Here is a 26,379-nt window from a genome sequence, read left to right as displayed (position 1 = left end):
CATTATAAATTAGCGCGAAAAGGTTGTAGCATATACCAATTACCCTTATTTTTGTGTGATTTTTAAAACAAATTATTCGAACTCCTATGGCACAATCTGCAATATTGAAATCGTCCATTATGAAAAAAGTGGCGATGGCCGTTTCCGAACTTTTCCTCATCTCATTTTTAGCGCTGCACGTTTCCTTAAATCTTGTTTCTGTTTTCAGCGAAAGCGTTTTCAACGAAGCGTCGCATTTTATGGGTTACAATCCGGTCATTCAGTATGTTATGCAGCCGGTTCTGGCTTTCGGGGTTGTTTTTCACTTCGTAATGGGATTTGTTTTGACCTACAGAAATAACGCTGCAAGGCCGATTTCTTACGCAAGTTATAACGGTTCAGCGAACGCTTCATGGGCTTCAAGAAACATGATTATTTCGGGATTGGTCGTTCTGGCTTTCCTCGGATTGCACTTTTATGATTTCTGGTTTCCGGAAATCGCCTTCAAATACATCCACGGTGAAATGCCTGAAGCGACAAGATATTATCCGGAATTGGTAGCGAAATTCGCAAGCCCTGTGCGCACCGGATTGTATTGTTTGGCTTTCGTATTGTTAGGATTCCACCTTTGGCACGGCTTCGGCTCATCGCTGCAATCAATGGGAATGAACAATAAATATTCAAGAGCGATTTCAAGATTCGGTTACGGATTTGCGGTGGTAGTGCCGGCATTGTTCGTCCTGATTGCGCTTTTTCATTATTTCAATAATTAATTATCAATTATAATGGCATTAGATTCAAAAATTCCACACGGCCCGATTTCGGACAAATGGACAGATTATAAAGATCATATTAATTTGGTAAACCCGGCCAACAAGCGTAACATCGATATCATTATCGTAGGTACAGGGCTTGCCGGAGGTTCGGCCGCTGCAACTTTGGCAGAACTGGGCTATAACGTAAAAGCATTTTGTTTCCAGGATTCTCCGCGTCGCGCGCACTCGATTGCCGCTCAGGGCGGAATCAATGCTGCGAAAAATTATATGGGCGATGGCGACTCGACTTTCCGGTTGTTTTACGACACGGTAAAAGGTGGCGATTATCGCGCAAGAGAAGCGAATGTGCACCGTCTTGCGGAAGTTTCTGCAAATATCATTGACCAGTGTGTGGCACAGGGCGTTCCTTTGGCACGTGAATATGGCGGATTATTGGACAACCGTTCGTTTGGAGGAACACTGGTTTCGCGTACTTTTTATGCAAAAGGACAAACCGGACAGCAATTGCTTTTGGGTGCTTATTCTGCCATGAACCGTCAAATCGGACGCGGCAAAATCAAGATGCACAACCGCCACGAAATGCTTGATCTGGTTATCGTAAACGGAAAAGCGCGTGGCATCATCGCACGTAATTTAATCACAGGAGAAATCGAAAGACATTCGGCTCACGCAGTAGTCATTGCATCGGGCGGTTACGGAAATGTATTTTTCCTTTCGACCAATGCGATGGGAAGTAATGCGACTGCCGCCTGGAAAATCCATAAAAAAGGGGCGTTTTTCGCAAATCCTTGTTATACACAAATCCACCCGACCTGTATTCCGGTTTCTGGCGACCACCAGTCAAAGTTAACATTGATGTCAGAATCTTTGCGTAATGACGGAAGAATCTGGGTTCCGAAGTCTTTGGAAGATGCAAAAGCCATCCGCGAAGGAAAGAAAAACCAACCGATTTATCAGAAGCAGAAAGAGATTATTACCTGGAAAGAAGATATCCGTCGTTCGGAAACTTAGTGCCGCGTGATGTGGCGTCTCGTGCTGCTAAAGAAAGATGTGATGCCGGATTTGGCGTCAATAAAACCGGAGAAGCGGTTTATCTCGATTTCGCTGCAGCGATCCAACGCTACGGAAAAGAACAATGCTATATCAAAGGCCTTGACGCCAATGACGCTGCGACGGTCATTAAATTAGGTACAGAAGTCGTTGAAGAAAAATACGGAAACCTGTTCCAGATGTATGAAAAGATCGTAGATGAAAATCCATACAAAACCCCGATGATGATTTACCCTGCGGTGCATTATACCATGGGAGGAACGTGGGTTGATTATAATCTGATGACTACGATTCCGGGTTGCTTTTCAATCGGCGAATCGAATTTCTCAGACCACGGCGCGAACCGTTTGGGTGCGTCGGCTTTGATGCAAGGATTGGCAGACGGTTATTTCGTATTGCCATACACGATTGGAGATTATCTTGCTCCGGACATCAAAACCGGAACCATTTCTACCGATTTACCTGAATTTGTCGAGGCTGAAAAAAATGTAAAAGATCAACTCAGCAAATTCATCAACAATAACGGAAAACATTCGGTTGACCATTTTCATAAGAAATTAGGAAAAATCATGTGGGATAAAGTCGGCATGGCGCGCAACGCAAAAGGTTTAAGCGAAGCCATCCACGAAATCGCCGAACTCCGCGAAGAATTCTACAAAGACGTAAAAGTGCCGGGAAGCTTAGACAGTTTCAACCAGGAATTAGAGAAAGCAATGCGCGTAGCAGATTTCCTTGAATTGGGTGAATTGTTCGCGAAAGACGCCTTGCACAGAAATGAATCTTGTGGCGGCCACTTCCGTGAAGAATACCAAACCGAAGAAGGAGAGGCATTGCGTGACGACGATAATTTCGCTTACGTAGCAGCATGGGAATATAAAGGAAAACCAAGTGAAGCCGTTTTGCACAAAGAACCTTTGGTTTTTGACAATGTAAAACTCGTTCAGAGAAGTTATAAATAAAATGAAAACAATAACCATTTTATTGTTGGTTCTGGTTTCGGCAACTGCCGGCGCACAAACGATTTCCAAAAGTGTCATCAACACGATTGGCGGTTCATACGCAGCTTCGGATGTAAAGCTGACGTCGAATGTTGGTGAAATCGTCGTCGGATTATCAAGCAATGAAAACGGCAATCAATTGAGCAGCGGTTATGTGAATGCGCTTGATTTAAGCGTACTTTCGACAGAAGACCATTCAATCATTACTACGATTGTTTATCCGAATCCCACTTCTGATTTGCTGTTCATTCAAAATAAGGACGGCCAGGAAATGGAAATCAGTCTTTTCAATGAAACCGGTCAGCAATTGCAATCGAAAAAATCAAATTCGTCAGAAGATAAAATTGACATTACCAATCTTGCTTCCGGAATTTACATCGTCAACATCCGCCTGACGGCGACAAACAAAACGAATTCTTATAAAATCATCAAGAAATAAAATGAGAAAACTATTATTCTTTTTTGCCATTTTAGTAACCAATATCATCATGGCACAGGCACCGCAAGGGTTGAATTACCAAGCTGTAGTTAGAAGTGCTTCAGGAACGTTGATGACCAACCAGTCAGTTACTTTCAAAATGAGCATCATCAAAAACACAGCAGCTTCTGACGCGGTTTATGCAGAAACGCATACGGTGCAGACTGATGATTTAGGACAGGTGAATTTTGTAATCGGACAGGGAAACACCGGTTTTGTCTGCTTTCAATACAGTTGATTGGGCAAACGGAAATTCCTACCTGAAAATTGAACTGAATACAGGAAGCGGCTACATTGATATGGGTACAACCCAATTTATGAGTGTTCCTTATGCATTATTCGCCGGAAGCAGCACCAATCAACTTCCGAACGGAACCATGCCCGGACAAATGCTATATTGGAATGGCTCGCAATGGGCAACGGTAGCTCCCGGAGCAAACGGACAAAATCTTACGTTTTGCAATGGCGTACCAACATGGTGCCATGCCCCGGATTGATGCAAATGGCAGTTCCCGGAAATCACCAGGGATGGGATCCGCCTACAGCACCACGTATTGGCTCACCGGCGAATTCGCAAGCTTTTGAAGGCTATATGTTTCTTAACGGCGGTTTCAAATTTGTGGCAGCGAATGAACAATTTCAATATGTTTGGGGAAATACCCAATATGGCGATGACGGAACTTTCAGCGGCGTCTTAAAGATGTCTCCGGGCGAAACCGATTGCACAACAGAACCAGGTTATTACCGTGTAAGAGCCAACACGCAAACGATGACTTACTCCTTACAACCGATCGCTACATGGGGAATTATTGGTGCAGCAACGCCGGGAGGTTGGGATGTCAGTACACCATTAACTTACAACACACAGAGCCAGAAATGGGAAGCCACAATGGCCTTAACAGTCGGCGAATTCAAGTTTAGGGCTAATAATACATGGGATATCAATCTGGGTCAGGATGGTGCAGCTCCGGAACTTTTAACGTATGATGGCAATAATTTAGTGATTGATATCGCCGGAACTTATTTGATTTCCCTCGACTTTACGCATGCCAATTACTATACCTATACCGCGACTTTACAATAATACTACACTTTTTAAATAAGAAAGTATGAAACTTACACTCAAAATATGGCGCCAGAAAAACGCCGCAGCAACAGGAAAAATCGTCGATTATCAATTAGACGGCGTTGAACCGGATATGTCATTCCTTGAAATGCTCGATGTATTGAACGAACAGCTCATCAATAACGGCGAAGATCCTGTAGCATTCGACCACGACTGTCGCGAAGGCATCTGCGGAATGTGTTCTCTGTTCATCAACGGAGAAGCACACGGCCCTGACAGAGGCGTTACAACCTGCCAGTTGCACATGAGAATGTTCAAGGACGGCGATACGATTTTCATTGAGCCTTTCCGCGCAAAAGCGTTTCCGGTGATTAAGGATTTGGTGGTAGACAGAAGTTCATTCGATCGTATTCAACATGCCGGTGGATTTATTTCTGTCAACACATCAGGAAATACAATTGATGCCAATACAATCCCAATCCCGAAGCACGATGCTGACCGGGCGTTTGATGCTGCAACCTGTATCGGATGCGGTGCCTGCGTGGCAACTTGTAAAAACTCCTCTGCGATGCTGTTCGTTTCCGCAAAAGTTTCGCAGTTCGCATTATTGCCGCAAGGACAAGTTGAAGCTGCCGACCGCGTTTTAAATATGGTACACCAGATGGATGCCGAAGGTTTCGGAAACTGTACCAACACCGGCGCCTGCGAAGTAGAATGCCCGAAAGGAATTTCACTCGAAAACATCGCCAGAATGAACCGCGAATATCTATCCGCAAGTTTGAAAGGATAAAAAAAGTTAAAGTTTATAGTGAACGGTTTACAGTTTTTGTAAGCCGTTTTTTTTGGCGTTCCCCTGCGGGTCGGGCTGTCCTTCCAAGTCCTCGCGGGCACTTTTCGTAGCAGCCGGAACCTGCTTTTTCGCTGCGGGCTTTTCCCTCCCATCCCTAACGCATACGTAAATACCGGAACGATTTAGTAAAACCAAAGCGTCCAGCGTTCCAAAGGCTGTGAACTGTAAACCGTTAACCGTAAACTTTTTCTATATTTGAACAACAAACCCACTACAATGAAATATTCATTTTCACTGCTTTTGCTGTTCGCTGCAATGGCAATTTTTGCACAGGATTATTCCCAATACGTCAACCCATTTATCGGAACCGGCGGCCACGGCCACACTTTTCCCGGTGCAACTTTACCATTCGGAATGGTGCAGCTTTCACCTGACACAAGAATCGATGGCAGTTGGGACGGTTGTTCCGGTTATCACTATTCCGACAATGTTATTTATGGATTTTCCCACACGCACCTGAACGGTACCGGCGTTTCTGATTTCGGCGACATTATGCTGATGCCGACCATGGGCGAACCAAATCTGGATAGCAAATCCTATTCATCGACATTTTCACACGGTAATGAAAAAGCGTCTGCGGGATTTTATTCAGTCAAACTCGATAAGGATAATATTGATGTAGCTTTAACGGTTTCAACGCGCGTCGGCTTTCACCAATATACTTTCAATAAATCCGGGCGGGCAAATATCATCCTCGACCTGAATCACCGCGATAAACTGATTATGGGCAACGTTCATATCATCGACGAGAAAACCATCGAAGTGCTACGAGAAAGCGAAGCGTGGGCGCGCGATCAATACGTTTATGCAAGAATTGAATTCAGCGTTCCGATGAAAGTCACAAAAGTCAATAACAACGCTTTTGCGCCTGCAAAAACCACCGATACGCAATTTGCCGGAAGTTTACTGGCCATCAGTTTTTCCAAAGAAGTAAAAGCGGGAGAAAAAATCCTTGTAAAAGTCGCCTTATCACCAACAGGTTATGAAGGTGCCAAATTAAATACCTCAGAAATCAAAGATTGGGATTTCGGGAAGACCAAAAAAGCCGCCGTCGCAGCCTGGAATAAGGAATTGTCAAAAATTGAAATCACTTCTTCAGACAAAGATAAAAACACCGTTTTCTACACCGCATTATACCATACGATGATGCAGCCCAACATCGCTCAGGATCTCGACGGCCAATACCGTGGACGTGATAACAAAATTCACAATGCTGTAGGATTTGATTATTATTCGGTTTTTTCGCTTTGGGACACCTTTCGCGCCGCACATCCGCTTTACACTTTGATTGAAAAGAAACGTACGGCCGATTTCATCAATACGTTCATCAAACAATATGAACAGGGCGGAAGATTACCGGTTTGGGAACTCGCTTCCAACGAAACCGACTGCATGATTGGCTACCATTCGGTTTCGGTAATCGCCGACGCAATGGCAAAAGGCATCACGGGATTTGATTATGAAAAAGCTTTCGAAGCCGCTAAACACAGCGCGATGCTCGACCATCTCGGACTTGATGCCTACAAAAAAAACGGATTTATCGCTATTGACGACGAACACGAAAGCGTCTCCAAAACCCTCGAATATGCCTACGACGACTGGTGTATCGCGCAAATGGCGGAGCTTTTGGAAAAGAAGATGACTACCGCTATTTTATGAAACGCTCGCAAAACTGGAAAAACATGTTCGATTGGAAAATTGGTTTCATGCGGCCTAAGAAAAACGGTGGTTGGGAAAAGCCTTTCGATCCGCGCGAAGTCAGCAATAATTTTACCGAAGGCAATTCGTGGCAATATTCTTTCTTTGTCTTGCAGGATATTCCGGGCATGATTGAAGCCTACGGAGGAAACGATAAATTTGAAGCGAAACTTGACGAGATGTTTGCCGCGCCATCAGCTACAACCGGACGCGAGCAGGTTGATATCACCGGACTAATTGGACAATATGCACACGGAAATGAACCAAGCCATCACATGACGTATCTCTATAATTTCGTTAATAAACCGGAGAAGACCGCAGAGAAAGTGCACTACATACTAAAGGAATTTTACAAGAACGCGCCCGACGGATTAATCGGTAACGAGGACTGCGGGCAAATGAGTGCCTGGTTTGTGTTAAGCGCGATGGGAATTTACGACGTTACGCCCGGAAATCCGGAATGGACAACCGTGACACCTTATTTTGATAAGATTAAAGTAAATTTCGAAGACCAATCGGCTAAAATTATATCAGAGCAAAGTCTCAAACAATTAAAATATTTTGGCATCATTCCGGTAAAATTTGAAGGTGTTGATATGGATTATGAAGCCATAACGCCAGTGCCGGTAATTGAAGCGAAAAGTAAATCTTTTTCCGACAATATTGCTGTTGAAGTATCGTCCTGGAACCCAAACGATAAGATTTTTGTAACGACGACAAATACATCAGACAACACGACTTACACCCATTCTTACACCAAACCTTTAAAGTTGGATTTTTCAGGTTCTCTGGAAGCATTTATTGACAATGGAAATGAAAAAAGCAATCATGTAATCGCAAATTTCTTCAAGAAGCCCAACAATTACACCATCAACATCAAATCAAAATACAACCGCCAATACAATGCCGGCGGCCTGAAGGTTTGATTGATGGCATTTTTGGTTCAGAAAACTGGCGCAAAGGCGATTGGCAAGGCTATCAAAGCCAGGATTTTGAAGCTACAATTGATTTGCAAAAAGAAACAAAAGTCAGTGAAATCTCAGCCAATTTCCTGCAGGATTCGCGTGCATGGATTTTAATGCCAACAAAAGTCGAGTATTACACATCAACTGACAATATCAATTTCACATTGGTAAAAACGGTTGAAAACACAATCGACCCACACATCGCAGACACCAAAATCGTCGATTTTAAAGCAGCAATAAATCCGGTAAACGCAAAATTCATCAAAGTAAAAGCTTATAATTTCGGTGCATTACCGCAATGGCATCAGGGTTACGGCGAAGGCGGCGATGCATTTATTTTCATTGACGAAATTACAATCAGATAATATGAAAATCGCACTCATACAAGCAGATTTAATATGGAAAGATACTATTGCAAATCGGGATAAATTCGAGACAAAAATCAATTCAATATCAGGAAAAGCCGATTTGATTATCTTGCCCGAAATGTTTTCGACAGGTTTTTCGATGACACCTGAAAATACCGCTGAAACGATGCAAGGTGAAACTGTAGAATGGATGAAATCGCTTGCCGTTGAAGGAAACTTTGCCATCTGCGGAAGCGTCATTATCAAAGAAGGAAATCATTTTCACAACCGATTTTTGTTTGTTTTTCCGTCAGGAGAAGTACAGTATTATGACAAAAGACACCTGTTTTTCTCTCGCAGGTGAAGACAAAGTTTACAAAAGCGGAGAAACGCGGCTCATTATCGAATATAAAGAATTTAAAATCTGTCCGCAGATCTGCTACGACCTCAGATTTCCTGTTTTTTCAAGAAATACAGAAAATTTCGATTTGCTGATTTATGCCGCCAACTGGCCAAAACCCCGCGTAAATGCATGGGATATTTTGCTAAAAGCGCGTGCCGTAGAAAATATGTGTTTCGTAGCTGGCGTTAACCGGATTGGTTTTGACGGTAATAATTATGAATACGTCGGACATTCTCAACTGATTGATTTTCTGGGCAATAATATTATCGCGCCGTCAGAAAATGAAGGTGTATTTATTGCAGAAATAAATAAAGAGGAAATGCTCGGGACGCGGAAAAAATTACCGTTTCTGGAAGATCGTGACCATTTTCAAATCACAAAATCCAAATAATAAATCACAAAACTTAGGGTCTTTGTGCCTTCATGGTAAAATGAAGTCATCAACCACCCAAATCAATTGTTTCAAGTACATCCCAATTACCCTTGACTTTCAATGGCGTTGTATAATAAAACACTTCTTCCGCCTGCCGTTTTTCAAGGAAATTCCCGCTGTCCCACAGACCGTTTTTGTTAGTGTCGTAGATAAGCCGCACAAAAATATTATCATTTGGCTGCAAACCTTCAAAAATGACTTCAGGCGATGTTTCGGCATATTCAGTCGCCAGAATCTTGCCTTTTTCATCGGTAAGCTCAACGATTATCGGGAACGACTTTGCATTCTTGAGCGTCAGTTTCATATAACCATATTCAGATAGATTTCGCGTGCTGACTTTAAACGCCAGCGTATCATTGCTTTGTTCCATCAAATCAGTCAAAGCGCCGGGCATAAGGCGAATGGTGTATTTTTCGAGCGGTTCTTTCTTGAAATTGAAATCGAGCCTTTGGTTAAATTCGTCATAATTCGTGGTAAACGCAACCGCAGTCGAATCCTTAGACCTAACGCTGATTTTAGTAGAATCAATAGATACAATTGGTGTCGATGATTTCAATGAAAACAAATCCCTGAAATGCAAAGTGCCGCTGCTGCCTGAAATGTTAAGCGAATCCTTTTCCTGGCCTTTCGTCTTAAACGTAAATTCTTTCGAATATTGGTCTTTGGTGACCGAAATTTTAAGCGAATCGGTCTTAATCGGTTTGTACCAGACCTGAACCGAATCTTTTTCGGGAAATTGCGTTACGACGGATTGCAGTATTTCATTCCCATTTCGTACTTCAAATTTTGCATTCGTCGGGTCGCCTTCATAACCAACGATAGCGCGGTTTGCAGAAGCCTGAAAAGGTTTTACAGCTTTAAAAGCGCCTTTTTCAGAGAAAAGTTTTAGTTCGTATTTTTCGGTTGTCGGAATTTCAACAGGCGTCGTGTAAAACCCAATCTTATCGCCTTTCGGATTGAATTTATAATTGTTATTATTGTCTTTCAACGCCACCAAAAGGTATTTCCCGGCGCGTATATTTTCTATTTTCCAGGTCGTAAGACTGTCGAGCGTATTGGTCACATACCGCGGTTTTTCCTTATAAACGATAGAATCGGTGTAGGTATCATTGATTTCATACAACATCACTTTTACGAAATTATCGGTTTTCTTTTCGAGTGCATCTTTAATGGAACCTTCAATCGAAAGCGAATCGATGTAACTTCCCGTAGAAAGCACATATTTAAACTGCGGATAAGGAATCGATTCGTTGTTGTCGCGGATACTTTCCCCGAAATTGAAACTATAAGTTGTATTCGGTTTCAAAGTATCCTTGATGCGAATCGTGATGATTTTGCTGGCATTAGTCGGAAAAATTTCGGGTGCCGTATTCATTGGCGGCGAAACCACCAGCTGCTTGTTGACGTCTTTGAGTTTGACGTATTCGTCGAAGTACAACTTGACTTCCCTGCCTTTAAAATCGGTGCTGAAATTCTTCGGGATGCTCATTTCCAGCACGGGCGGAATGGTATCTTTATCGCCGCCGGTGATCGTGCCCCTTTTGGCACATCCGACCATAAATACAGCGAAAAGGATTAAAACAGCGCGAAATGTAGCTTTCAACATGAACCTTAAAATTTTACCCCACAAAATAACAATTATATTTAGTGGAAACGAAATGTTTTAAGAAAATTATAGCCTAAGCGTGCGACATCGCCATCGTTACAATACTGATCTTCGCATCTGGGATTTTCAGTAATGCCCGCGCGCAGTTTTCCAGCGTTGTTCCGGTGGTAAGCACGTCGTCAATCAATAAAAAATGCTTGCCGATATGGCTTTCGCCGAAATCGACATCAAAATCGCCTTCTTTCATGTCCGTGCGTTCCAGAAATGATTTCTTCGATTGTGTTTTGGAATAAGTGCGTTTGAGCAGGATTTTATCGTTGAACGGGATTTCCAGATTCCGCGAAAGCGCCATTCCGAAAGATTCAATCTGGTTGTAACCGCGTTCTTTGAGTCGTTTTTTATGTAAGGGCACGGGAATAATGAAATCAACAGTTTTGAGGATTTCGATTTCGGCCAAATCTTCCGCATACCAATCACCCAAAATCGTCCCGATTTCCTGCTTTCCCTTGTATTTTAAGCTGTGTATTAAACTTTGAACGATGCCATCTTTGTGATAATACAGCATTGCAGCAACAAATTCAACCGGAATCCGCCCGTAAAACTTCTTGAAACCCTCATTCTCCGGATTCTGATGAAATTGCGTCAATGGTATTTCGTGCCTGCAATCCGTACAAATCGTATTTTCATTACCCAACAACAGCGCATGACAGCCGGAGCAGACTTTCGGAAAGAACAACGCGATAAGGTTTTCAAATAGCATTTACCAAATTTACAAAAGATAAAATCCAGACGGTTACGGGAATGCCGTAGAAATTGTTAAAATAATGAGCAATTTCAATTTGTGTAAATCTGTGCAATTTGTGTTGAATTCGTTTAGAAAACTAAAAATCAGCGAATCTGTGGTCATTTGCCTCAATTATTAAGAAAAACTTTTATTTTTGCACCACTATGGCAAAACAGGAAGATTTATTTAAAAATGTAGTTTCGCATGCAAAAGAATACGGATATATTTTTCCGTCAAGCGAAATTTACGACGGACTGAGCGCAGTGTACGACTACGCACAGAACGGAGTGGAACTGAAGAAAAACATCCGCGAATACTGGTGGAAATCGATGGTGCAGATGCACGAAAATATCGTCGGACTGGACGCCGCGATTTTGATGCATCCAACGACATGGAAGGCTTCAGGGCACGTCGACGCGTTCAATGATCCGCTTATCGACAACAAAGATTCGAAAAAAAGATATGGGCAGACGTTCTCATCGAGGACAGGCGCCAAAAAATATTGCAGAAAGCCGAAAAAGAAATCGAAAAAGCAGCTGCTCGTTTCGGAGATTCTTTTGACCGCGAACAGTATACAACGACGAATCCGCGCGTGATGGAATACCTTTCCAAAAACCGCGAAATCCTCGAAAGAATCGGCCGTTCGTTAGGCTCAGGCGATTTGGAAGATGTAAAAGCGTTAATCGAAGAACTCGAAATCGCCGATCCTGAAACCGGTTCAAGAAACTGGACAGACGTGAAGCAGTTCAACTTAATGTTCGGTACGAAACTTGGCGCTTCCGCAGAAAATGCAATGGATTTATACCTGCGTCCGGAAACGGCAGGGAATTTTCGTGAACTTTTTGAACGTGCAGAAATGCGGAAGGATGAAAATCCCGTTCGGCATCGCACAAACCGGAAAAGCGTTCAGGAACGAAATTGTCGCAAGACAATTCATTTTCCGCATGCGCGAATTCGAGCAAATGGAAATGCAGTTTTTTGTCAAGCCTGGCGAAGAAATGAAATGGTACGAATACTGGAAAACAACGCGTTTGAACTGGCATTTGTCACTTGGTTTAGGAAAGGAAAATTATCGTTTCCATGACCACGAAAAGCTTGCACATTATGCCAACGCTGCCGCCGATATCGAATTCAATTTCCCGTTTGGATTTAAAGAACTGGAAGGAATTCACTCAAGGACAGACTTCGATTTGAAAGCCCACGAAGAATTTTCAGGCAAGAAAATGCAGTATTTCGATACCGAAGAAAATAAAAATTACACACCTTATGTAGTCGAGACTTCTGTCGGATTAGACAGGATGTTTTTGGCAGTTTTCTCAAATTCTCTGAAAGAAGAAACTTTGGAAGACGGTTCAACAAGAACAGTTTTACAATTGCCGTCAGTTCTGGCGCCGACGAAAGCGGCGGTTTTGCCAGCTCGTGAAAAAGACGGACTTCCGGAAATTGCAAAAAATATCATCGACGACCTGAAATGGGATTTCAATATGGCGTATGACGAAAAAGATGCCGTTGGCCGTCGATACAGACGACAGGACGCGCTCGGAACGCCGTTTTGTATCACCGTCGATCACCAGACTTTGGAAGATAAATCCGTTACAATCCGTCACCGTGACTCTATGAAACAAGACCGCGTAGCGATTTCAGATTTGAAAAATATTATTGAAAGCGAAGTTGCAATGAAAAATTGGTTGCTGAAGATATAAGCAGTCAAAAAAATTATTAATATTAGGGCTATGAAATGTGGCCCTTTTTATTGTATTTCCTGGCGGTTTGCGGTAGCTTCTTCTCTGCGGAAGCGCAAAATAAAGCAGTTCTCGACACTTCCAACACGGCATACAGCCAGCACTTGCTGCAGATTATACCGCACGTCTGCTTAAAACGCAAGATCTGATCAATGCTGTCGGCGAACGAAAAGTACGAAAAGAGCTTACGGCGCAATACGATGAAAAAAAGAAGACTTCCTCGCCCTGATTAAAAAAGGCGTTTTTATTGAGCATCCGGATTATACGCCACTTCTTCAAAAACTGCTTGGCGAATTGCAGCAGGCCAATCCCAATGAAAATTTCAGCAATATAAAGGTTTTGCTGGCAGTTTCAGATGAAGTCAACGCCTACAATTTCGGCGAAGGCATTGTTGTAATAGACTTGCCATTGCTGTTGCAAACCGATAATGAATATGAATTGGCCTTTATCCTTGCGCATGAAATCGCGCACCAGCAGCTCGACCATGTTTATGGTTCGGCATTGAAGCGGTTTCAGTTCAGCAATTCAGATGAAATGCGCGATAAGACAAGAGCAATTGCCAGGCAAAGATTCAATAAAGGCAAGCTCGCGTCGGCACTTTTTAAGCAAATCGTCTATGGCAATGGTGAAGAAAGCCGCGGTAAAGAGAATGAAGCAGATGCGCTCGGCTATTCGTTTTTCATCAAAGCCTATCCAAAATATGGCGCACAATCGATTGCCGCCTTGCATCAGCTCAAGCACATCGACGAAGAAAGAGATTCGCTTGTTGCTGCAGATTATGTGAACCTTTTCAGTAAAAAATTTCAATTCAGGCCCAATTGCTATTACGCGAAAGCGGCGCCTACAATTACCAGAAAAGCCAGTTCTGGAACGTCGATTCGCTTCGGACACATCCGGATTGTGATGAAAGGATTGCATCACTCAAAACGAAATATAAGGTTGAAGAAGTTCAGATTCCAGTAAAAACGCCTACTCTCGACAACATGCGCAAGAATGCGACACAGGAATATATTTTCGGATTGTATTTTACGGAAGCTTACGGCAAATCGCTTTATGAAACGCTGCTGGCCATGAAGAAAAACCCGAATGATCCGTTCCTTCAGCAGATGCTGCGCGACAATATGGTGAAGCTCCGCGATGCGCGGAACAATTATACGACCAATAAATATTTAGAGACCGAAAATCCTAAATTTACAGACAGTTACAACCGTTTCCTGTTTTTTATGGGCAATTTGCGCAAGAATGACCTTACACAAATCATCGATAATTATCAAAAATAATATGAAAAAGATACTTCTGATCATCGCCTTATTTTTCAATGTTTCGTTGTTTGCACAGATGGCAAAACTCAGCGAATTGTCTTCTTCGGAATTCCTGAATTCAAAAATCATCTACGAAGACAACAACAGCGACATTTACGGATACTTTCTGTTGTACCTGAAAGACCGCAAAGACAAAGACGTTTATGAGTTCGAATATGTGTTGATGGACAAAAACCTGAACAAACTCGGCACAGGAACCTTTTTCCAAAGCCGCTACACGACGATGCTGATTAAGTTTATCTCGCGTTTGCTTTATGTTAAAAAAAGCGGCGATATGCTTTATTTTAGTGTTGGCGACACTGTGGAAGGCACTGAAGAGATTTTCGATATTTTCGGGTTTTATAATCTTCGTACGCTGAATTTGAAGGATTTCAAGGTTTCTGAACAAAACTATATCAAAAACCTCTCGCCAATTGTAGTCGGAAACGAAAAGCTCCGATCAAAAGAATTCAAAGAATACAATTACCTCAAGCCAACTAATAACAACGGCTTTATCGTTTTTGACGAATCAGTTATGGATGTCTCGATGCGTTATTTTGCAGGAAAATCGAAAATACAGGATGTAAAGAAATTCAAATTCTTTGACCTTGATTTAAAGGAAAAATGGACGTTCAATTACGATACCGGCGATGCGAAATCATTCAATAAATACATTTATTATGCAGGTGACAAGAATGATATGATCTTTCGAAAGGAATTTTATGAAAGTCCGAAAGACGAAACCGGTGATGTTTCCTTCGATTTTATTGATGCCGCGACCGGGGCCAAAAAAATTTGATATCGTACTCAAAGATGACCAGAATTCGTTGTATTTGCGCGATATCAAGTTTGATGGAGATAAGGTTGTCTTTTATCTGGCGACCAATGAAAAAAACGACAAGAATACATTTTATTATGCGAAAATTACCGGTTACCTGAAACTGACTTACGACCGCAACACCGGAAAAGAAATCGACCGGAAATATTTTAAATGGAGTGCACTTTCAAGACAAACTCGACATTGATGAATTCGGGAAAATCAAAGATTACGGTTATATTCATTTTCTCGATTACAACCGCACGCCCGATGGAAAAACAATCGTAATCGGCGAAGGTTTTCAACCGCAGGGAAATTCAAAAATCCTCGATTTGTTCACTTTTGTTTTTGATGCCGACATGAAGCTGCTTGATTACCACAAGGTTGAAAAATTCCAGAATACTGTTAAAAACCTCAATGGTTATGGCAGCTATCTGGAGTCTTATGGCGCTTTCGATTATATGTATTCGCAAAAACTGCCTGGCGGCGGCTACGTTTTTTATTATGTGGATAACGAAAAGAAATCCAAACGCGATCCCGCATGGATATTGGGAGTTGTAACTTATGTTGACGGCGTTTTTGATTTCCAGAAAGTTACGCTTACGACTAAAGAAGGGCAAATTTATCCGATGAAAGCGAAAAACGGTTATATTCTTCTGAGAGAAGATTTTGAAAAAGATGCTGAATTGCGGTTGGAAAAAATCAATTATTAATTTTCACCGCAAATGTTTTTAAACCATTAAGGGATTAAGATTCATAAAGATTTTTCACCGCAAAGCTCACAAAGATTTTCGCAAATTTTTTTAAGTTTTGCTTTGCGAGCTTTGCGGAATACTTAGTGTTCTTTGCGGTTATTCTACACGATATGAGTTCAATAATCTTAATTCCTTAATGGTTTAAAAATTATTTCTTATTAACCAAAAACTGCTTCGAAATTTCATCATAAACCCCAAGTAAACTATTCGATTTCCCGTCATTCTCAAACACCTTTTCCCAAGTGCTGAGTGGTTCCCAAATACAAGTTCCTTTGCCTTTTCCGCCATCGGTTTCAAAAGCAATTTTGTTGACTTCGTTTTTTAATTGCGAATATTCCACTACAATTACATCTTTGTTGTAACGGCGCACCAAATCATTCATATTGTCGCGCAAATCGTCTAAAGTGCCGTGCCATTTCGGATAATATGACAATCCGATAACGTCGAAATGTGCGTCTCTTGCGAGCATTCCATCAATATAATCTACACATTCCGCGTTCTGTCCGCCCAAAGCCAAATGCAACATGATTGGAATCGTTGGATCTACTGCTTTCACGCCCGCCGTGCCGGCCTTGAACAATTGTGCCATCAGATCCGGATTGCTCACATTGCCTTCCGGCCAGACCAAACCGTGGTTGATTTCGTTGCCAACCTGAACCATATCAGGTGTTGTGCCTTGTGATTTCAGTTCAGTCATCACTTTCACGGTATAATCGTAGAGCGCTTTTTTCATGTCATAGAAAGACAGATTTTCCAGGCTTTTGGCTTAAATTGTTTTCCTGGATTGGCCGAAGTGTCGCTATAGTGAAAATCCAAGAGGAGTTTTAATCCAAGCGCCTTAATTCTTTTCGCCATTGCTTTTGTATGTTCCAAATCACAGAAGCCTCTGCCCGGAGAATAACCGTCAACATTTGCAGGATCATTAAAAACGCGCAGCCTGATGTAGTTGATGCCGTGGTCTTTTAAGATTTGGATGGCATCTTTTTCAACGCCATTATCTGAAAATTTCACGCCTTTATCTTCGAGTTCCGGAAGGAAGGAAATATCTGCGCCGAGCATTTGCGGAACTGACCTTGGTTTTGCCGCTTCGCCTTTTAATTCATAGGTGTTGTCATTAGTGATTGCCGCCGCTTTTTTCGGATCGACCGTTACGATATCAGTAGCTCCTGAGTGCAATCCTGTCGCTTTCGCCTCAAAATGAATCATTTCAGCACCTTTTTCAGATTGCACAATCACCTGGCATTTTCCGTTGAAAAGCGAACGCTGCCAAGCACCATCGATACATTTATCGGGTTCGTGGCTGCTTGGATCGCCGTTTCCGACACCGATTATTTTTCCGTTTCCGGTAATAGAGAATTTAATCATATTGTCAGCATCAGGAACTTCGCGGCCTTCTTTATCAACGACGGTAATATTGATGACGGCGGCGTCTTTTCCATCAGCTAAAATGGTGGTTTTATAAGGTGTCACGACGACTTCAAACGGAGCACTCGTGGTTTCTACAGATGAAGTAAGTTTCTTGCCTTTTTTGTAAGCGACGGCTTCGAGTTTCCCTGGTTCGTAATTGACCATCCAGTTGAGGTGGCTGTTGCGCGGCATATCTTTTTTTCCGAGGCTTTTCCCATTGAGAAACAATTCGACGTTATCAGCATTTGAATTTACCCAGACTTCAACCGGATCGCCGGGTTTGTTCCAATGTTTTTTATCTGGCCAGTTCCAATGCGGAGCAATGTGCAGAACGTCCTTATCTGTCCACCAGCTTTGGTAATAATAATAAATGTTCTTCGGAAATCCGCAAACATCCATAATCCCGAAATGAGAATTGACATTAGGCCACTGATAAGGCGTCGGTTCTCCACGATAATCGAATCCTGTCCATACAAATCCACCCAGCCAAAAGTCATTTTCGGCGGCAAGTTTCCACCAATCTTCAGCTTTTACTTGCCCACCACGGCGCGGTGATGTCCTGATCGGGAACGTAGGCGCGGATCGTGTCTTTTTCGTAAATGCCGCGTGTAGTGACAGTGCTTCCCATTTCGGTTCCGATGATTGGCTGGTCAGGATGGTCTTTGTGGTATTCGGCGACATTATTTTGTCTGTAGTTGAAACCGCGCACAGGAATCACTTCGTTGACGCCTTTGAAAACATTTGGTAAATCGGCGGCGTAAGTCGAGTTGCGCGTCGGGTCAAGTTGCTTTTGTTTGGCGATCAAGGTCTGCGCGATGCGATTTCCGATTTCTGTTGCCTGGATGAAACCTTCTTCATTACCGATGCTCCATAAAAATATCGAAGCGTGGTTGCGGTCACGTTTGAGCAATCTTTCAAACTGATTGGTGTATTCTGCGCCGCTGTTGAGCAAACGCTGTTCGTCTAGCACCAGCATTCCGAGGCTGTCGCAGGCTTCTAACAATTCTGGTGTTGGCGCATTATGGCTCATTCTGTAAGCGTTGCTGCCCATATTTTTTAATAATGAAACGCGGTAATATTGCAGATAATCCGGCAACGCACTTCCGACTCCGGCGTGGTCATGATGGTTGTTCGTGCCTTTTATTTTTACGAATTGACCATTCAGAAAACGCCGTTCTTTTTAATTTCAACAGTTCGGATGCCAAACTTTACGGTTTTGGAATCGGTTATTTTGCCTGATTGTTTGATTTCGACTACAACTTTATACAAGTACGGATTTTCGAGTGACCATAATTTCGGGCTGCTGACGGAAATGTTTTGTTTTGATTTTTTGGTTTCATTGATACCAATTTTGACCGTTTCTGTTTTGGAGGAAGCGACAGTTTTTCCATTCCGGTCTTTCAGAAAAGCAGTGATTGCGTAATTTGCGTCGGCGAAATTTTCATTCATAACATCCGTCTCCATAGTCACAGTTGCAGACTTCTGAGTCGCTTTCGCGTAAGCAAAAATCCCGTCATCAGCGATGTGCAGATTCTGGTATTCATTGAGCCAGACGTGGCGGTAAATGCCCGCGCCTTCGTAAAACCAGCCTTCGTATTGCGTAGCATCGACGCGCACAACGACGACGTTATCGGCGTCGTAATTCACGAAATCGGTAATGTCGTAATTGATCCCAAGATAACCACTTTGGTTGTTTCCTAGGAAAAATCCGTTCACCCAAACGTTGGCGTTTCTGTAAATGCCGTCGAATTGCAATTGCAGCCTTCCGCCGGATTTTGGTTTTGAAACCGTGAAATGCTTTCTGTACCAGCCAATGCTAGTTTCAGGAAACAATCCGCCTACCGGTTTGAAGCCATGCGATTGTACATCGAAATTATTGACGTTGACAAAAGGTAAATCGACTGCCCAGTCGTGCGGCAAATTTACATTCGTCCAGGTAGTGTCTACAAACTTTGGATCGATGGCGGTTTTAGCACCGTTTCCGGATTTTGAAAAAACCGTGGCAATGCTGTAATTGAAGTCTTTTTCAGGATTGGAGGCGCTTCCGAAATGGAATTTCCAGCCTTCATCGAAATCGGTCTTTTGTCTTGGATTTTGGGCAAAAAAGGAAAATGATATTAAGAATATTGCAGGTAAAAGGCAGCGGATTTTCATTGTAAATCTTTTTGATGGGTAAATTTAAAGATTTAATGAAATCGATATCGCCGTTACCGACCAGTTTCGGCTGATGGCACACAGATGTTACAGATAAAACGAATTTTATTTTCGCCACGAATTCCACGAATTGGCACGAATTAATTTGTGAGAATTCGTGAAATTCGTGGCCAATCATTTTTTATACAAATGCAACTTCGAAACATATTTCCCAATCACGTCAAATTCGAGATTAATTCGCGTGCCGACTTCAAAAGCATTAAAATTCGTGTGCTCATAAGTATAAGGAATGATTGCGACCGAAAATTCATTTTGCTTAGAATTCACAACCGTTAAACTCACCCCATTGACGGTGATTGAGCCTTTTTCAATCGTAATGTTATTCAGCAAAGCGTCATATTCAAAAGTATAATACCAGCTGCCGTTGGCGTTTTCAATGCTTTTGCAGGTGCCAATCTGGTCAACGTGTCCCTGAACGATGTGCCCGTCAAGGCGGTCACCGAGTTTCATGGCGCGCTCCAGGTTTACGGTGTCGCCGGTTTTCCAGTCGGAAAGATTCGTTTTTTCTAAAGTTTCACGAATGGCCGTTACCGTATATTCATCATTATTAATGGCAACGATGGTCAGGCAAACGCCATTATGGGAAACACTCTGGTCGATTTTAAGTTCATTCGTAATCGAAGAAAAAACGGTGATATGCAGATTGTCGCCTTCTTTTTTAAGGTCGCGCACCGTGCCGAGCGATTCTATAATTCCTGTAAACATTTTCGGTTTTATTTTACTAAATTTGTGCCTCAAAATTAGCAATAAATAACATGAAAAAGGCAGAAAATATAATTGTCGGCATTTCAATTGGAGATTTGAACGGTATCGGAAGCGAAGTCGTTTTAAAGACTTTCGAAGACAACCGCATGCTCGAATTGTGCACGCCTGTTATTTTTGCGAATGTGAAAACGCTGTCTTTCCTCAGGAAAAGTTTCGAGTCTACGGCGCTTTTACACGGCATCGACAATCTTTCCCAAATCCTTACCGGAAAAATCAACGTGTTGAACGTTTGGAGAGAAAATATCAATCTGGAATATGGCGTAAATGATCCGGTTGTTGGTGAATTTGCCATAAAATCTTTTGTTACCGCTACGAATGCATTGAAATCGGGAGAAATCGATGTTTTAGTGACGGCTCCAATCAACAAATACAACATACAATCGGAAGAATTTAAATTTCCCGGGCACACCGATTATTTGAATCAGGAATTAGAAGGCAACGCTTTGATGTTAATGGTAAAAGACAATCTGCGCGTAGGATTATTGACCGATCACGTTCCTGTAAACGAAGTGGCGTCGCATTTGACGGAAGCTTTAATCAAACAAAAAATCGAAACGGTAAGACAATCGCTAATTCAGGATTTTAGCATCAACAAACCTAAAATCGCGGTTTTGGGGTTGAATCCGCATGCGGGAGATGGTGGCGTAATCGGAAAAGAAGACGAAATGATCATTCGTCCGGTAATCAAAAAAATGTTCGAAAAAGGCACGATGGTTTTCAGTCAGTATCCTGCCGATCGATTCTTCGGAAGCGGGCAATATGAAAAATATGACGCTGTAATTGCGGCCTACCACGACCAGGGATTGGTGCCGTTTAAGACATTATCTTTTGGCGGAGGCGTGAATTATACGGCCGGACTCGATAAAATCAGAACTTCGCCCGACCACGGAACGGCTTATGACATTGCCGGGAAAGACAAAGCCGATTTCAATTCGTTCAAAGAAGCTGTTTATCTGGCGATTGACATTTATAATTCGAGAAATCAATACGCTGAAATCAGCAAAAAACCCTTAAAAACAAAGGAAAAGCATTTATAAACAAAAAAATGTTTATAACCCTTTTGGATTTGCGATAAATTTATATCTTTGCACACCCGTTTTGAATTTCATGATGGGTACTAATATTGGTGAGATGAAGCAGTTGAATGAGTTTTTAATTCCTTTTGTAGGATTAAAGTTAGGAAAGCATCAGTTTGAGTTTCAGATTAACAAAAAGTTCTTTGAGAGCTTTGATTACGACGAATTTGAAAGTTGTGACATCAAAGTAAATGTGGTTTTAGAGAAGAAAAGCAACATGCTCGAACTCAATTTCAAGCACAAAGGCACAGTTTATGTACCTTGCGATACCACCGGGGAAATGTTTGACCAGCCGGTCAAAGGAAAACTCCGATTGGTGGTTCAGTTTGGAGATGCGTTCAACAATGACAATGATGAGTTGCTCATTTTGCCGCACGGCGAGCACCAGATTGACCTTTCGCAGGTGATTTATGAGATGATTGTGCTTTCTATTCCGTTCAAAAGGGTTCATCCCGGTATAAAAGACGGCACTTTAAAATCGGCAGCACTTGACAAGCTCAATGAATTAAGGGTTAAAGAGACCAAAAAAGAAAGAAAAAAGAAGATACGGACCGCGATGGGACAAATTAAAACAACTATTAACGGATAAATAATACAATAAAATGGCACATCCTAAGAGAAAAGTTTCCAAAACAAGAAGAGACAAAAGAAGAACCCACTATAAAGCGACCGTAGCACAAATCGCTACTTGCCCTGTAACAGGCGAAGCACACTTATACCACAGAGCTTACTGGCACGAAGGTAAAATGTACTACAGAGGACAAGTTGTTATTGACAAACAAGTTGCTCTTGCTTAATACTTTAGCGGAATAAATTACACGAACTCTCACTCTGTGGGAGTTTTTTGTTATTTACAATTTTGCAAATAAGCAGCCTTAAAATATTCAGGTTTAGAAATTTTTTTGTAATTTCCACCTCTTTTCAAATCAACGATTTGAGTAGAAAAACAACAACTATATGAGTACAATTACAGCCGCAATTACTGCTGTCGGAGGCTATGTGCCGGACTTTGTTTTATCCAACAAAGTGCTCGAAACCATGGTCGATACCAATGATGAATGGATTACCACGCGCACCGGAATCAAGGAGCGCCGCATTTAAAAGAAGAAGGAAAAGGAACCTCGTTCCTCGCCATAAAAGCCGCACAGGATTTATTCGCCAGAAAGAACATCAACCCTGAAGACATCGATTTGGTTTTGGTAGCAACCGCTACAGCCGATATGCCGGTGGCTTCGACAGCCGTTTACGTTGCCACGGAAATTGGTGCCGTAAACGCTTTCGCGTATGATTTGCAGGCCGCCTGTTCCGGGTTTTTATTCGGAATGTCGACCGCCGCTGCTTACATACAATCAGGGCGTTATAAAAAAGTTTTACTGATTGGTGCCGATAAAATGTCATCAATCATTGATTATACCGACCGTGCCACCTGTATTATTTTTGGCGATGGTGCCGGAGCCGTGCTTTTCGAACCGAATTACGAAGGGCTGGGATTACAGGACGAAATCCTTAAATCAGACGGTATCGGACGCGAATTCTTAAAAATTGACGCAGGCGGATCAATCTTACCAACGTCGCAGGAAACTGTTGATGCCAAACAGCACACGGTTTTTCAGGACGGAAAAACGGTTTACAAATATGCCGTTTCCGGAATGGCAGACGTAAGCGAAAAGATCATGCAGCGCAATAACCTGACCAACGACGATGTAGATTTCCTCATCGCGCACCAGGCCAACAAAAGGATCATCGATGCCACGGCAAGCCGAATGAACCTTGAAGAAGACAAGGTATTGATCAACATTCACAGATACGGGAACACGACTTCAGGAACGTTGCCATTGTTGCTGAGTGATTTCGAAGATAAATTCAAAAAGGGCGATAACCTGATTTTTGCTGCTTTCGGCGGCGGATTTACCTGGGGTTCAATCTGGTTGAAATGGGCCTATTAAGCAAACAAAACACCAAGACAAACTATAACTAAAACGAATATTATGGATTTAAAAGAGATTCAAAACCTGATTAAATTTGTTTCCAATTCGGGCGTTGCTGAAGTGAAGCTGGAAATGAACGACGTAAAAATTACAATCAGGACTACACTGGAAGGCCACACGCCGGAAATCACTTACGTGCAACAAGCAATGCCGGCACAATTGCCGCAAACTGCAGCTCCTGCAACGGCTCCTGCAGCAGCACCATCAGCACCGGCGGCAGCTCCTGCAGCAGATGACACTTCAAAATATGTAACCATCAAATCGCCGATTATCGGTACTTTCTACAGAAAACCATCTCCTGACAAACCAATGTTTGTTGAGGTTGGAAGCTCGATTTCAAAAGGAGATGTGCTTTGCGTAATCGAGGCGATGAAACTTTTCAACGAAATCGAATCGGAAGTTTCAGGAAAAATCGTAAAAATTCTTGTTGACGACATGTCTCCTGTAGAATTTGATCAACCTTTATTTTTAGTTGACCCATCTTAAGAATTTTAGATTTCAGATTTTAGATTTCAGATTTTGCAGCGAACGATTTCTGGATTATCTAATTGTCTAATTTTCAAATTGTCTAATTTTCAAATTCAAAAAAGATGTTTAAAAAAATATTAATTGCCAACCGTGGAGAAATCGCGTTGCGCGTCATCAGGACGTGTCGCGAAATGGGCATCAAGACCGTTGCAGTTTATTCAACTGCCGATGCCGACAGCCTTCACGTTCGCTTTGCCGACGAAGCCGTTTGTATCGGGCAGCCGCCAAGCAACCTGTCTTACCTTAAAATGTCAAGCATTATCGCTGCTGCGGAAATCACCAATGCAGACGCCATACACCCGGGTTACGGATTCCTTTCTGAAAACGCAAAATTCTCTAAAATCTGCCAGGAACACGGTATCAAATTTATCGGCGCTTCTCCTGAAATGATTGACAGGATGGGTGATAAAGCTTCTGCGAAATCAACGATGATTGAAGCCGGCGTACCATGCGTTCCGGGTTCTGTAGGAATTTTAGAATCTTACGAACAGGCACTCGGATTGGCGAGAGAATTCGGTTTTCCCGTAATGCTCAAGGCAACAGCCGGAGGTGGAGGAAAAGGAATGCGCGCCGTCTGGAAAGAAGAAGATTTACTGAAGTCATGGGAAAGCGCGCGCCAGGAATCGGCTGCAGCGTTCGGAAATGACGGTATGTACCTTGAAAAGTTAATCGAAGAACCACGCCATATCGAAATTCAGGTGGTTGGAGATTCTTATGGAAAAGCCTGTCACTTGTCTGAAAGAGATTGTTCTGTTCAGAGACGTCACCAAAAGCTGACTGAAGAAACACCATCTCCATTCATGACCGACGAATTGCGTGCGAAAATGGGTGAAGCTGCCGTAAAAGCTGCCGAATACATTAAATATGAAGGTGCCGGAACAGTAGAATTTTTGGTTGACAAGCACAGAAATTTCTACTTCATGGAAATGAACACGCGTATCCAGGTAGAACACCGATTACAGAACAGGTGATTGATTACGATTTGATCCGCGAGCAGATTTTAGTGGCTGCCGGTGTGCCGATTTCAGGTAAGAATTACTTGCCGCAATTGCACGCTATCGAATGCCGTATCAATGCGGAAGATCCGTATAACGATTTCCGTCCGTCACCGGGAAGGATTACGACTTTGCATACGCCGGGCGGACATGGAGTCCGTTTAGACACGCATGTGTATTCAGGTTACTCAATCCCGCCGAATTATGATTCTATGATTGCGAAGTTGATTACGACTGCGCAAACACGTCAGGAAGCGATCAATAAAATGAAAAGAGCTTTGGATGAATTCGTAATCGAAGGCGTGAAAACTACGATTCCGTTCCACAGACAATTAATGGATGATCCGAGATATGTAGCTGGTGATTATACTACGGCTTTTATGGATGATTTTAAAATGAACAATCCGGAAGAATAGTGATCAATGATCAGATTCGGTGATCAGTCCAACTTTATAAATAAAAAAAGCGATTCAGATTTGGGTCGCTTTTTTTAATTTTGAACACTGAACACTATTTATATTCTTTATTGAGAATCCAATTCTTTATCATTTCATCGTCGAGTAATCTACCCAAAATTCTGTATTTTGACGCTTTCAAAGGGTTGCTGCTATCCAAATCCTGCGACATGACACCAATTTCGGGTTCGTAATAATTGGAATGTACGAATCTTGCCTCGCCGTCTTTTACATATACAAATCCGGTATGGCAATCTAAACCGACCATATAGAGTCCGTTGCCTTTGGTTTTGAGATAAGTGATCACATCGCCGACAGGTTTTCCCTGAAACCGCTTTACATTTTTTGTGAGCCTGACGATAAACGTTTCCGAAGCAAGCTTCGCCCATTCATCCCCGGGGATATTAAAACCGGCATCGCTTAAAACCGTAGTTACGAAATAACCACAGGCAATTTTTCCATGCCTTGGGATTTTTGTCTGTCCGTAGAAATTCCATTGTGTTCCGTACCATTGGTTAAAAATATCGGATGTGATTTTTTCAAAAATATAATCTCGGGAAAGCTTGATGATGCTATCTTTTTTGGCATTTCCTGCCGAAACATAACTTTTGAGAAAATCAATTCTTTTATCCAGAATTTCTTCTTTTAAGGAAGTGTAATCCTGATTATATTCCGAAGTATTTTTTTTGATTTCCTGCCCTGAAGTTTCCTTACATGAAATGGTACAAAACAAAACAAGCAGTATGATTCTTTTCATTTTCAATGGATTAGTAAGATATAACGCACTTTTCATCCTGTTCGTGTATTAAAGAAAATATAAACTTTTTCCATCTTCAAAAAAGTGGCGTAACTTTAATAGAGAACAATTTCAAAAGGCAATTTCAATTTCAAAATTCAATCATT

General features: G+C 42.2%; 24 protein-coding genes and 6 pseudogenes. 23 read left to right on the top strand and 7 right to left on the bottom strand.

The genetic code is table 11. The annotated features are described in order from the left end of the window. Positions 1 to 86: 86 nt before the first annotated feature. The 11 genes and pseudogenes from ACSLFW_RS02690 to ACSLFW_RS02640 all read left to right on the top strand — a co-directional run bounded on the left by ACSLFW_RS02690 (position 87) and on the right by ACSLFW_RS02640 (position 9,001). Entirely contained in the window at positions 87 to 752 is a 666-nt protein-coding gene (locus ACSLFW_RS02690) for a succinate dehydrogenase cytochrome b subunit (RefSeq protein ID WP_436554534.1), read from the top strand. A gap of 12 nt (positions 753 to 764) precedes the next feature. After that, positions 765 to 2,764 (top strand): annotated as a pseudogene (locus tag ACSLFW_RS02685) (fumarate reductase/succinate dehydrogenase flavoprotein subunit). 1 nt (position 2,765) lies between these two features. Then, complete coding sequence (locus ACSLFW_RS02680; RefSeq protein ID WP_436554533.1) at positions 2,766 to 3,242, top strand: T9SS type A sorting domain-containing protein; 477 nt, start codon at positions 2,766 to 2,768, stop codon at positions 3,240 to 3,242. A 1-nt stretch (position 3,243) separates the two neighbouring features. Continuing rightward, positions 3,244 to 3,519 (top strand): hypothetical protein, encoded by a 276-nt coding sequence (locus ACSLFW_RS02675; RefSeq protein WP_436554532.1) that lies wholly within the window; start codon positions 3,244 to 3,246, stop codon positions 3,517 to 3,519. Next, positions 3,497 to 3,778 carry a hypothetical protein gene (locus tag ACSLFW_RS02670; RefSeq protein WP_436554531.1) on the top strand — a complete coding sequence of 94 codons (282 nt, stop codon included), beginning with the start codon at positions 3,497 to 3,499 and terminating at the stop codon, positions 3,776 to 3,778. Before ACSLFW_RS02675 ends, ACSLFW_RS02670 begins: the two co-directional genes overlap by 23 nt. After that, complete coding sequence (locus ACSLFW_RS02665; protein WP_436554530.1) at positions 3,757 to 4,365, top strand: SusF/SusE family outer membrane protein; 609 nt, start codon at positions 3,757 to 3,759, stop codon at positions 4,363 to 4,365. The genes ACSLFW_RS02670 and ACSLFW_RS02665 overlap by 22 nt, the downstream gene beginning before the upstream one ends. A gap of 25 nt (positions 4,366 to 4,390) precedes the next feature. Next, positions 4,391 to 5,137 (top strand): succinate dehydrogenase/fumarate reductase iron-sulfur subunit, encoded by a 747-nt coding sequence (locus ACSLFW_RS02660; protein WP_436554529.1) that lies wholly within the window; start codon positions 4,391 to 4,393, stop codon positions 5,135 to 5,137. Positions 5,138 to 5,413: 276 nt separating this feature from the next. Then, positions 5,414 to 7,821, top strand: a pseudogene (locus ACSLFW_RS02655) (GH92 family glycosyl hydrolase). Continuing rightward, positions 7,818 to 8,225, top strand: coding sequence for a discoidin domain-containing protein (locus ACSLFW_RS02650; RefSeq protein WP_436554528.1), 408 nt, complete (start codon positions 7,818 to 7,820; stop codon positions 8,223 to 8,225). Before ACSLFW_RS02655 ends, ACSLFW_RS02650 begins: the two are co-directional and overlap by 4 nt. Position 8,226: 1 nt before the next feature. Then, the gene (locus tag ACSLFW_RS02645; protein WP_436554527.1) at positions 8,227 to 8,571 is read left to right on the top strand and encodes a nitrilase-related carbon-nitrogen hydrolase; all 345 of its coding nucleotides are present in this window, start codon (positions 8,227 to 8,229) and stop codon (positions 8,569 to 8,571) included. Beyond that, complete coding sequence (locus ACSLFW_RS02640) at positions 8,537 to 9,001, top strand: nitrilase-related carbon-nitrogen hydrolase (RefSeq protein WP_436554526.1); 465 nt, start codon at positions 8,537 to 8,539, stop codon at positions 8,999 to 9,001. Before ACSLFW_RS02645 ends, ACSLFW_RS02640 begins: the two co-directional genes overlap by 35 nt. A gap of 49 nt (positions 9,002 to 9,050) precedes the next feature. Here ACSLFW_RS02640 and ACSLFW_RS02635 read toward each other — a convergent pair whose 3' ends face one another. Both ACSLFW_RS02635 and ACSLFW_RS02630 read right to left on the bottom strand, forming a co-directional pair. Beyond that, a complete protein-coding gene (locus ACSLFW_RS02635) occupies positions 9,051 to 10,649 on the bottom strand; it encodes an Ig-like domain-containing protein (RefSeq protein WP_436554525.1) in 1,599 nt (532 codons plus the stop codon). 73 nt (positions 10,650 to 10,722) lie between these two features. After that, positions 10,723 to 11,409 (bottom strand): ComF family protein, encoded by a 687-nt coding sequence (locus ACSLFW_RS02630; protein ID WP_436554524.1) that lies wholly within the window; start codon positions 11,407 to 11,409, stop codon positions 10,723 to 10,725. A gap of 188 nt (positions 11,410 to 11,597) precedes the next feature. On the opposite strand from ACSLFW_RS02630, the pseudogene ACSLFW_RS02625 reads away from it, so the two are divergent. From ACSLFW_RS02625 to ACSLFW_RS02600, 6 genes and pseudogenes are all read left to right on the top strand, one after another. Beyond that, a pseudogene (locus tag ACSLFW_RS02625) lies at positions 11,598 to 13,136 on the top strand (glycine--tRNA ligase). 333 nt (positions 13,137 to 13,469) lie between these two features. Next, the gene (locus ACSLFW_RS02620) at positions 13,470 to 14,138 is read left to right on the top strand and encodes a M48 family metalloprotease (protein ID WP_436554523.1); all 669 of its coding nucleotides are present in this window, start codon (positions 13,470 to 13,472) and stop codon (positions 14,136 to 14,138) included. 20 nt (positions 14,139 to 14,158) lie between these two features. After that, positions 14,159 to 14,455 (top strand): hypothetical protein, encoded by a 297-nt coding sequence (locus tag ACSLFW_RS02615; RefSeq protein ID WP_436554522.1) that lies wholly within the window; start codon positions 14,159 to 14,161, stop codon positions 14,453 to 14,455. Between the two features lies 1 nt (position 14,456). Then, on the top strand, positions 14,457 to 15,275 hold the full coding sequence (locus tag ACSLFW_RS02610; protein WP_436554521.1) for a DUF6770 family protein: 819 nt from the start codon (positions 14,457 to 14,459) through the stop codon (positions 15,273 to 15,275). A 34-nt stretch (positions 15,276 to 15,309) separates the two neighbouring features. Continuing rightward, positions 15,310 to 15,501, top strand: a complete 192-nt coding sequence (locus tag ACSLFW_RS02605) for a hypothetical protein (RefSeq protein ID WP_436554520.1) — start codon at positions 15,310 to 15,312, stop codon at positions 15,499 to 15,501. Continuing rightward, entirely contained in the window at positions 15,473 to 16,006 is a 534-nt protein-coding gene (locus ACSLFW_RS02600; protein ID WP_436554519.1) for a DUF6770 family protein, read from the top strand. The genes ACSLFW_RS02605 and ACSLFW_RS02600 overlap by 29 nt, the downstream gene beginning before the upstream one ends. A 190-nt stretch (positions 16,007 to 16,196) precedes the next feature. On the opposite strand, the pseudogene ACSLFW_RS02595 reads toward ACSLFW_RS02600, so the two are convergent. The 4 genes and pseudogenes from ACSLFW_RS02595 to ACSLFW_RS02580 all read right to left on the bottom strand — a co-directional run bounded on the left by ACSLFW_RS02595 (position 16,197) and on the right by ACSLFW_RS02580 (position 20,374). Continuing rightward, positions 16,197 to 17,854, bottom strand: a pseudogene (locus tag ACSLFW_RS02595) (glycosyl hydrolase 53 family protein). 124 nt (positions 17,855 to 17,978) lie between these two features. Further along, on the bottom strand, positions 17,979 to 18,599 hold the full coding sequence (locus ACSLFW_RS02590; protein ID WP_436557362.1) for a glycoside hydrolase family 2 TIM barrel-domain containing protein: 621 nt from the start codon (positions 18,597 to 18,599) through the stop codon (positions 17,979 to 17,981). Positions 18,600 to 18,616: 17 nt separating this feature from the next. After that, a complete protein-coding gene (locus ACSLFW_RS02585) occupies positions 18,617 to 19,609 on the bottom strand; it encodes a sugar-binding domain-containing protein (RefSeq protein WP_436554518.1) in 993 nt (330 codons plus the stop codon). A 174-nt stretch (positions 19,610 to 19,783) separates the two neighbouring features. Next, positions 19,784 to 20,374 (bottom strand): riboflavin synthase, encoded by a 591-nt coding sequence (locus tag ACSLFW_RS02580; protein ID WP_436554517.1) that lies wholly within the window; start codon positions 20,372 to 20,374, stop codon positions 19,784 to 19,786. Between the two features lie 50 nt (positions 20,375 to 20,424). Here ACSLFW_RS02580 and pdxA point away from each other — a divergent pair, with 50 nt between their 5' ends. From pdxA to accC, 6 genes and pseudogenes are all read left to right on the top strand, one after another. Then, positions 20,425 to 21,471 carry a 4-hydroxythreonine-4-phosphate dehydrogenase PdxA gene (gene pdxA, locus ACSLFW_RS02575; protein WP_436554516.1) on the top strand — a complete coding sequence of 349 codons (1,047 nt, stop codon included), beginning with the start codon at positions 20,425 to 20,427 and terminating at the stop codon, positions 21,469 to 21,471. 70 nt (positions 21,472 to 21,541) lie between these two features. After that, complete coding sequence (locus ACSLFW_RS02570; RefSeq protein ID WP_436554515.1) at positions 21,542 to 22,099, top strand: YceD family protein; 558 nt, start codon at positions 21,542 to 21,544, stop codon at positions 22,097 to 22,099. A 13-nt stretch (positions 22,100 to 22,112) separates the two neighbouring features. Then, positions 22,113 to 22,307 (top strand): 50S ribosomal protein L32, encoded by a 195-nt coding sequence (gene rpmF, locus ACSLFW_RS02565; RefSeq protein ID WP_436554514.1) that lies wholly within the window; start codon positions 22,113 to 22,115, stop codon positions 22,305 to 22,307. Positions 22,308 to 22,467: 160 nt separating this feature from the next. Further along, positions 22,468 to 23,456, top strand: a pseudogene (locus ACSLFW_RS02560) (beta-ketoacyl-ACP synthase III). Between the two features lie 42 nt (positions 23,457 to 23,498). Next, positions 23,499 to 23,984: an acetyl-CoA carboxylase biotin carboxyl carrier protein gene (gene accB / locus ACSLFW_RS02555; protein ID WP_436554513.1), complete on the top strand. Its 486-nt coding sequence runs from the start codon at positions 23,499 to 23,501 to the stop codon at positions 23,982 to 23,984. 104 nt (positions 23,985 to 24,088) lie between these two features. Continuing rightward, positions 24,089 to 25,437 (top strand): annotated as a pseudogene (gene accC, locus ACSLFW_RS02550) (acetyl-CoA carboxylase biotin carboxylase subunit). 94 nt (positions 25,438 to 25,531) lie between these two features. Here accC and ACSLFW_RS02545 read toward each other — a convergent pair. Further along, positions 25,532 to 26,233, bottom strand: coding sequence for a hypothetical protein (locus tag ACSLFW_RS02545; RefSeq protein ID WP_436554512.1), 702 nt, complete (start codon positions 26,231 to 26,233; stop codon positions 25,532 to 25,534). Between the last annotated feature and the right edge of the window lie 146 nt (positions 26,234 to 26,379).

It is taken from the genome of Flavobacterium sp. 3HN19-14 (assembly GCF_051373205.1).
Taxonomy (GTDB): domain Bacteria; phylum Bacteroidota; class Bacteroidia; order Flavobacteriales; family Flavobacteriaceae; genus Flavobacterium.
Note: the sequence above shows the minus strand (reverse complement) of the source record. Positions and strands in the feature narration are given on the sequence as shown.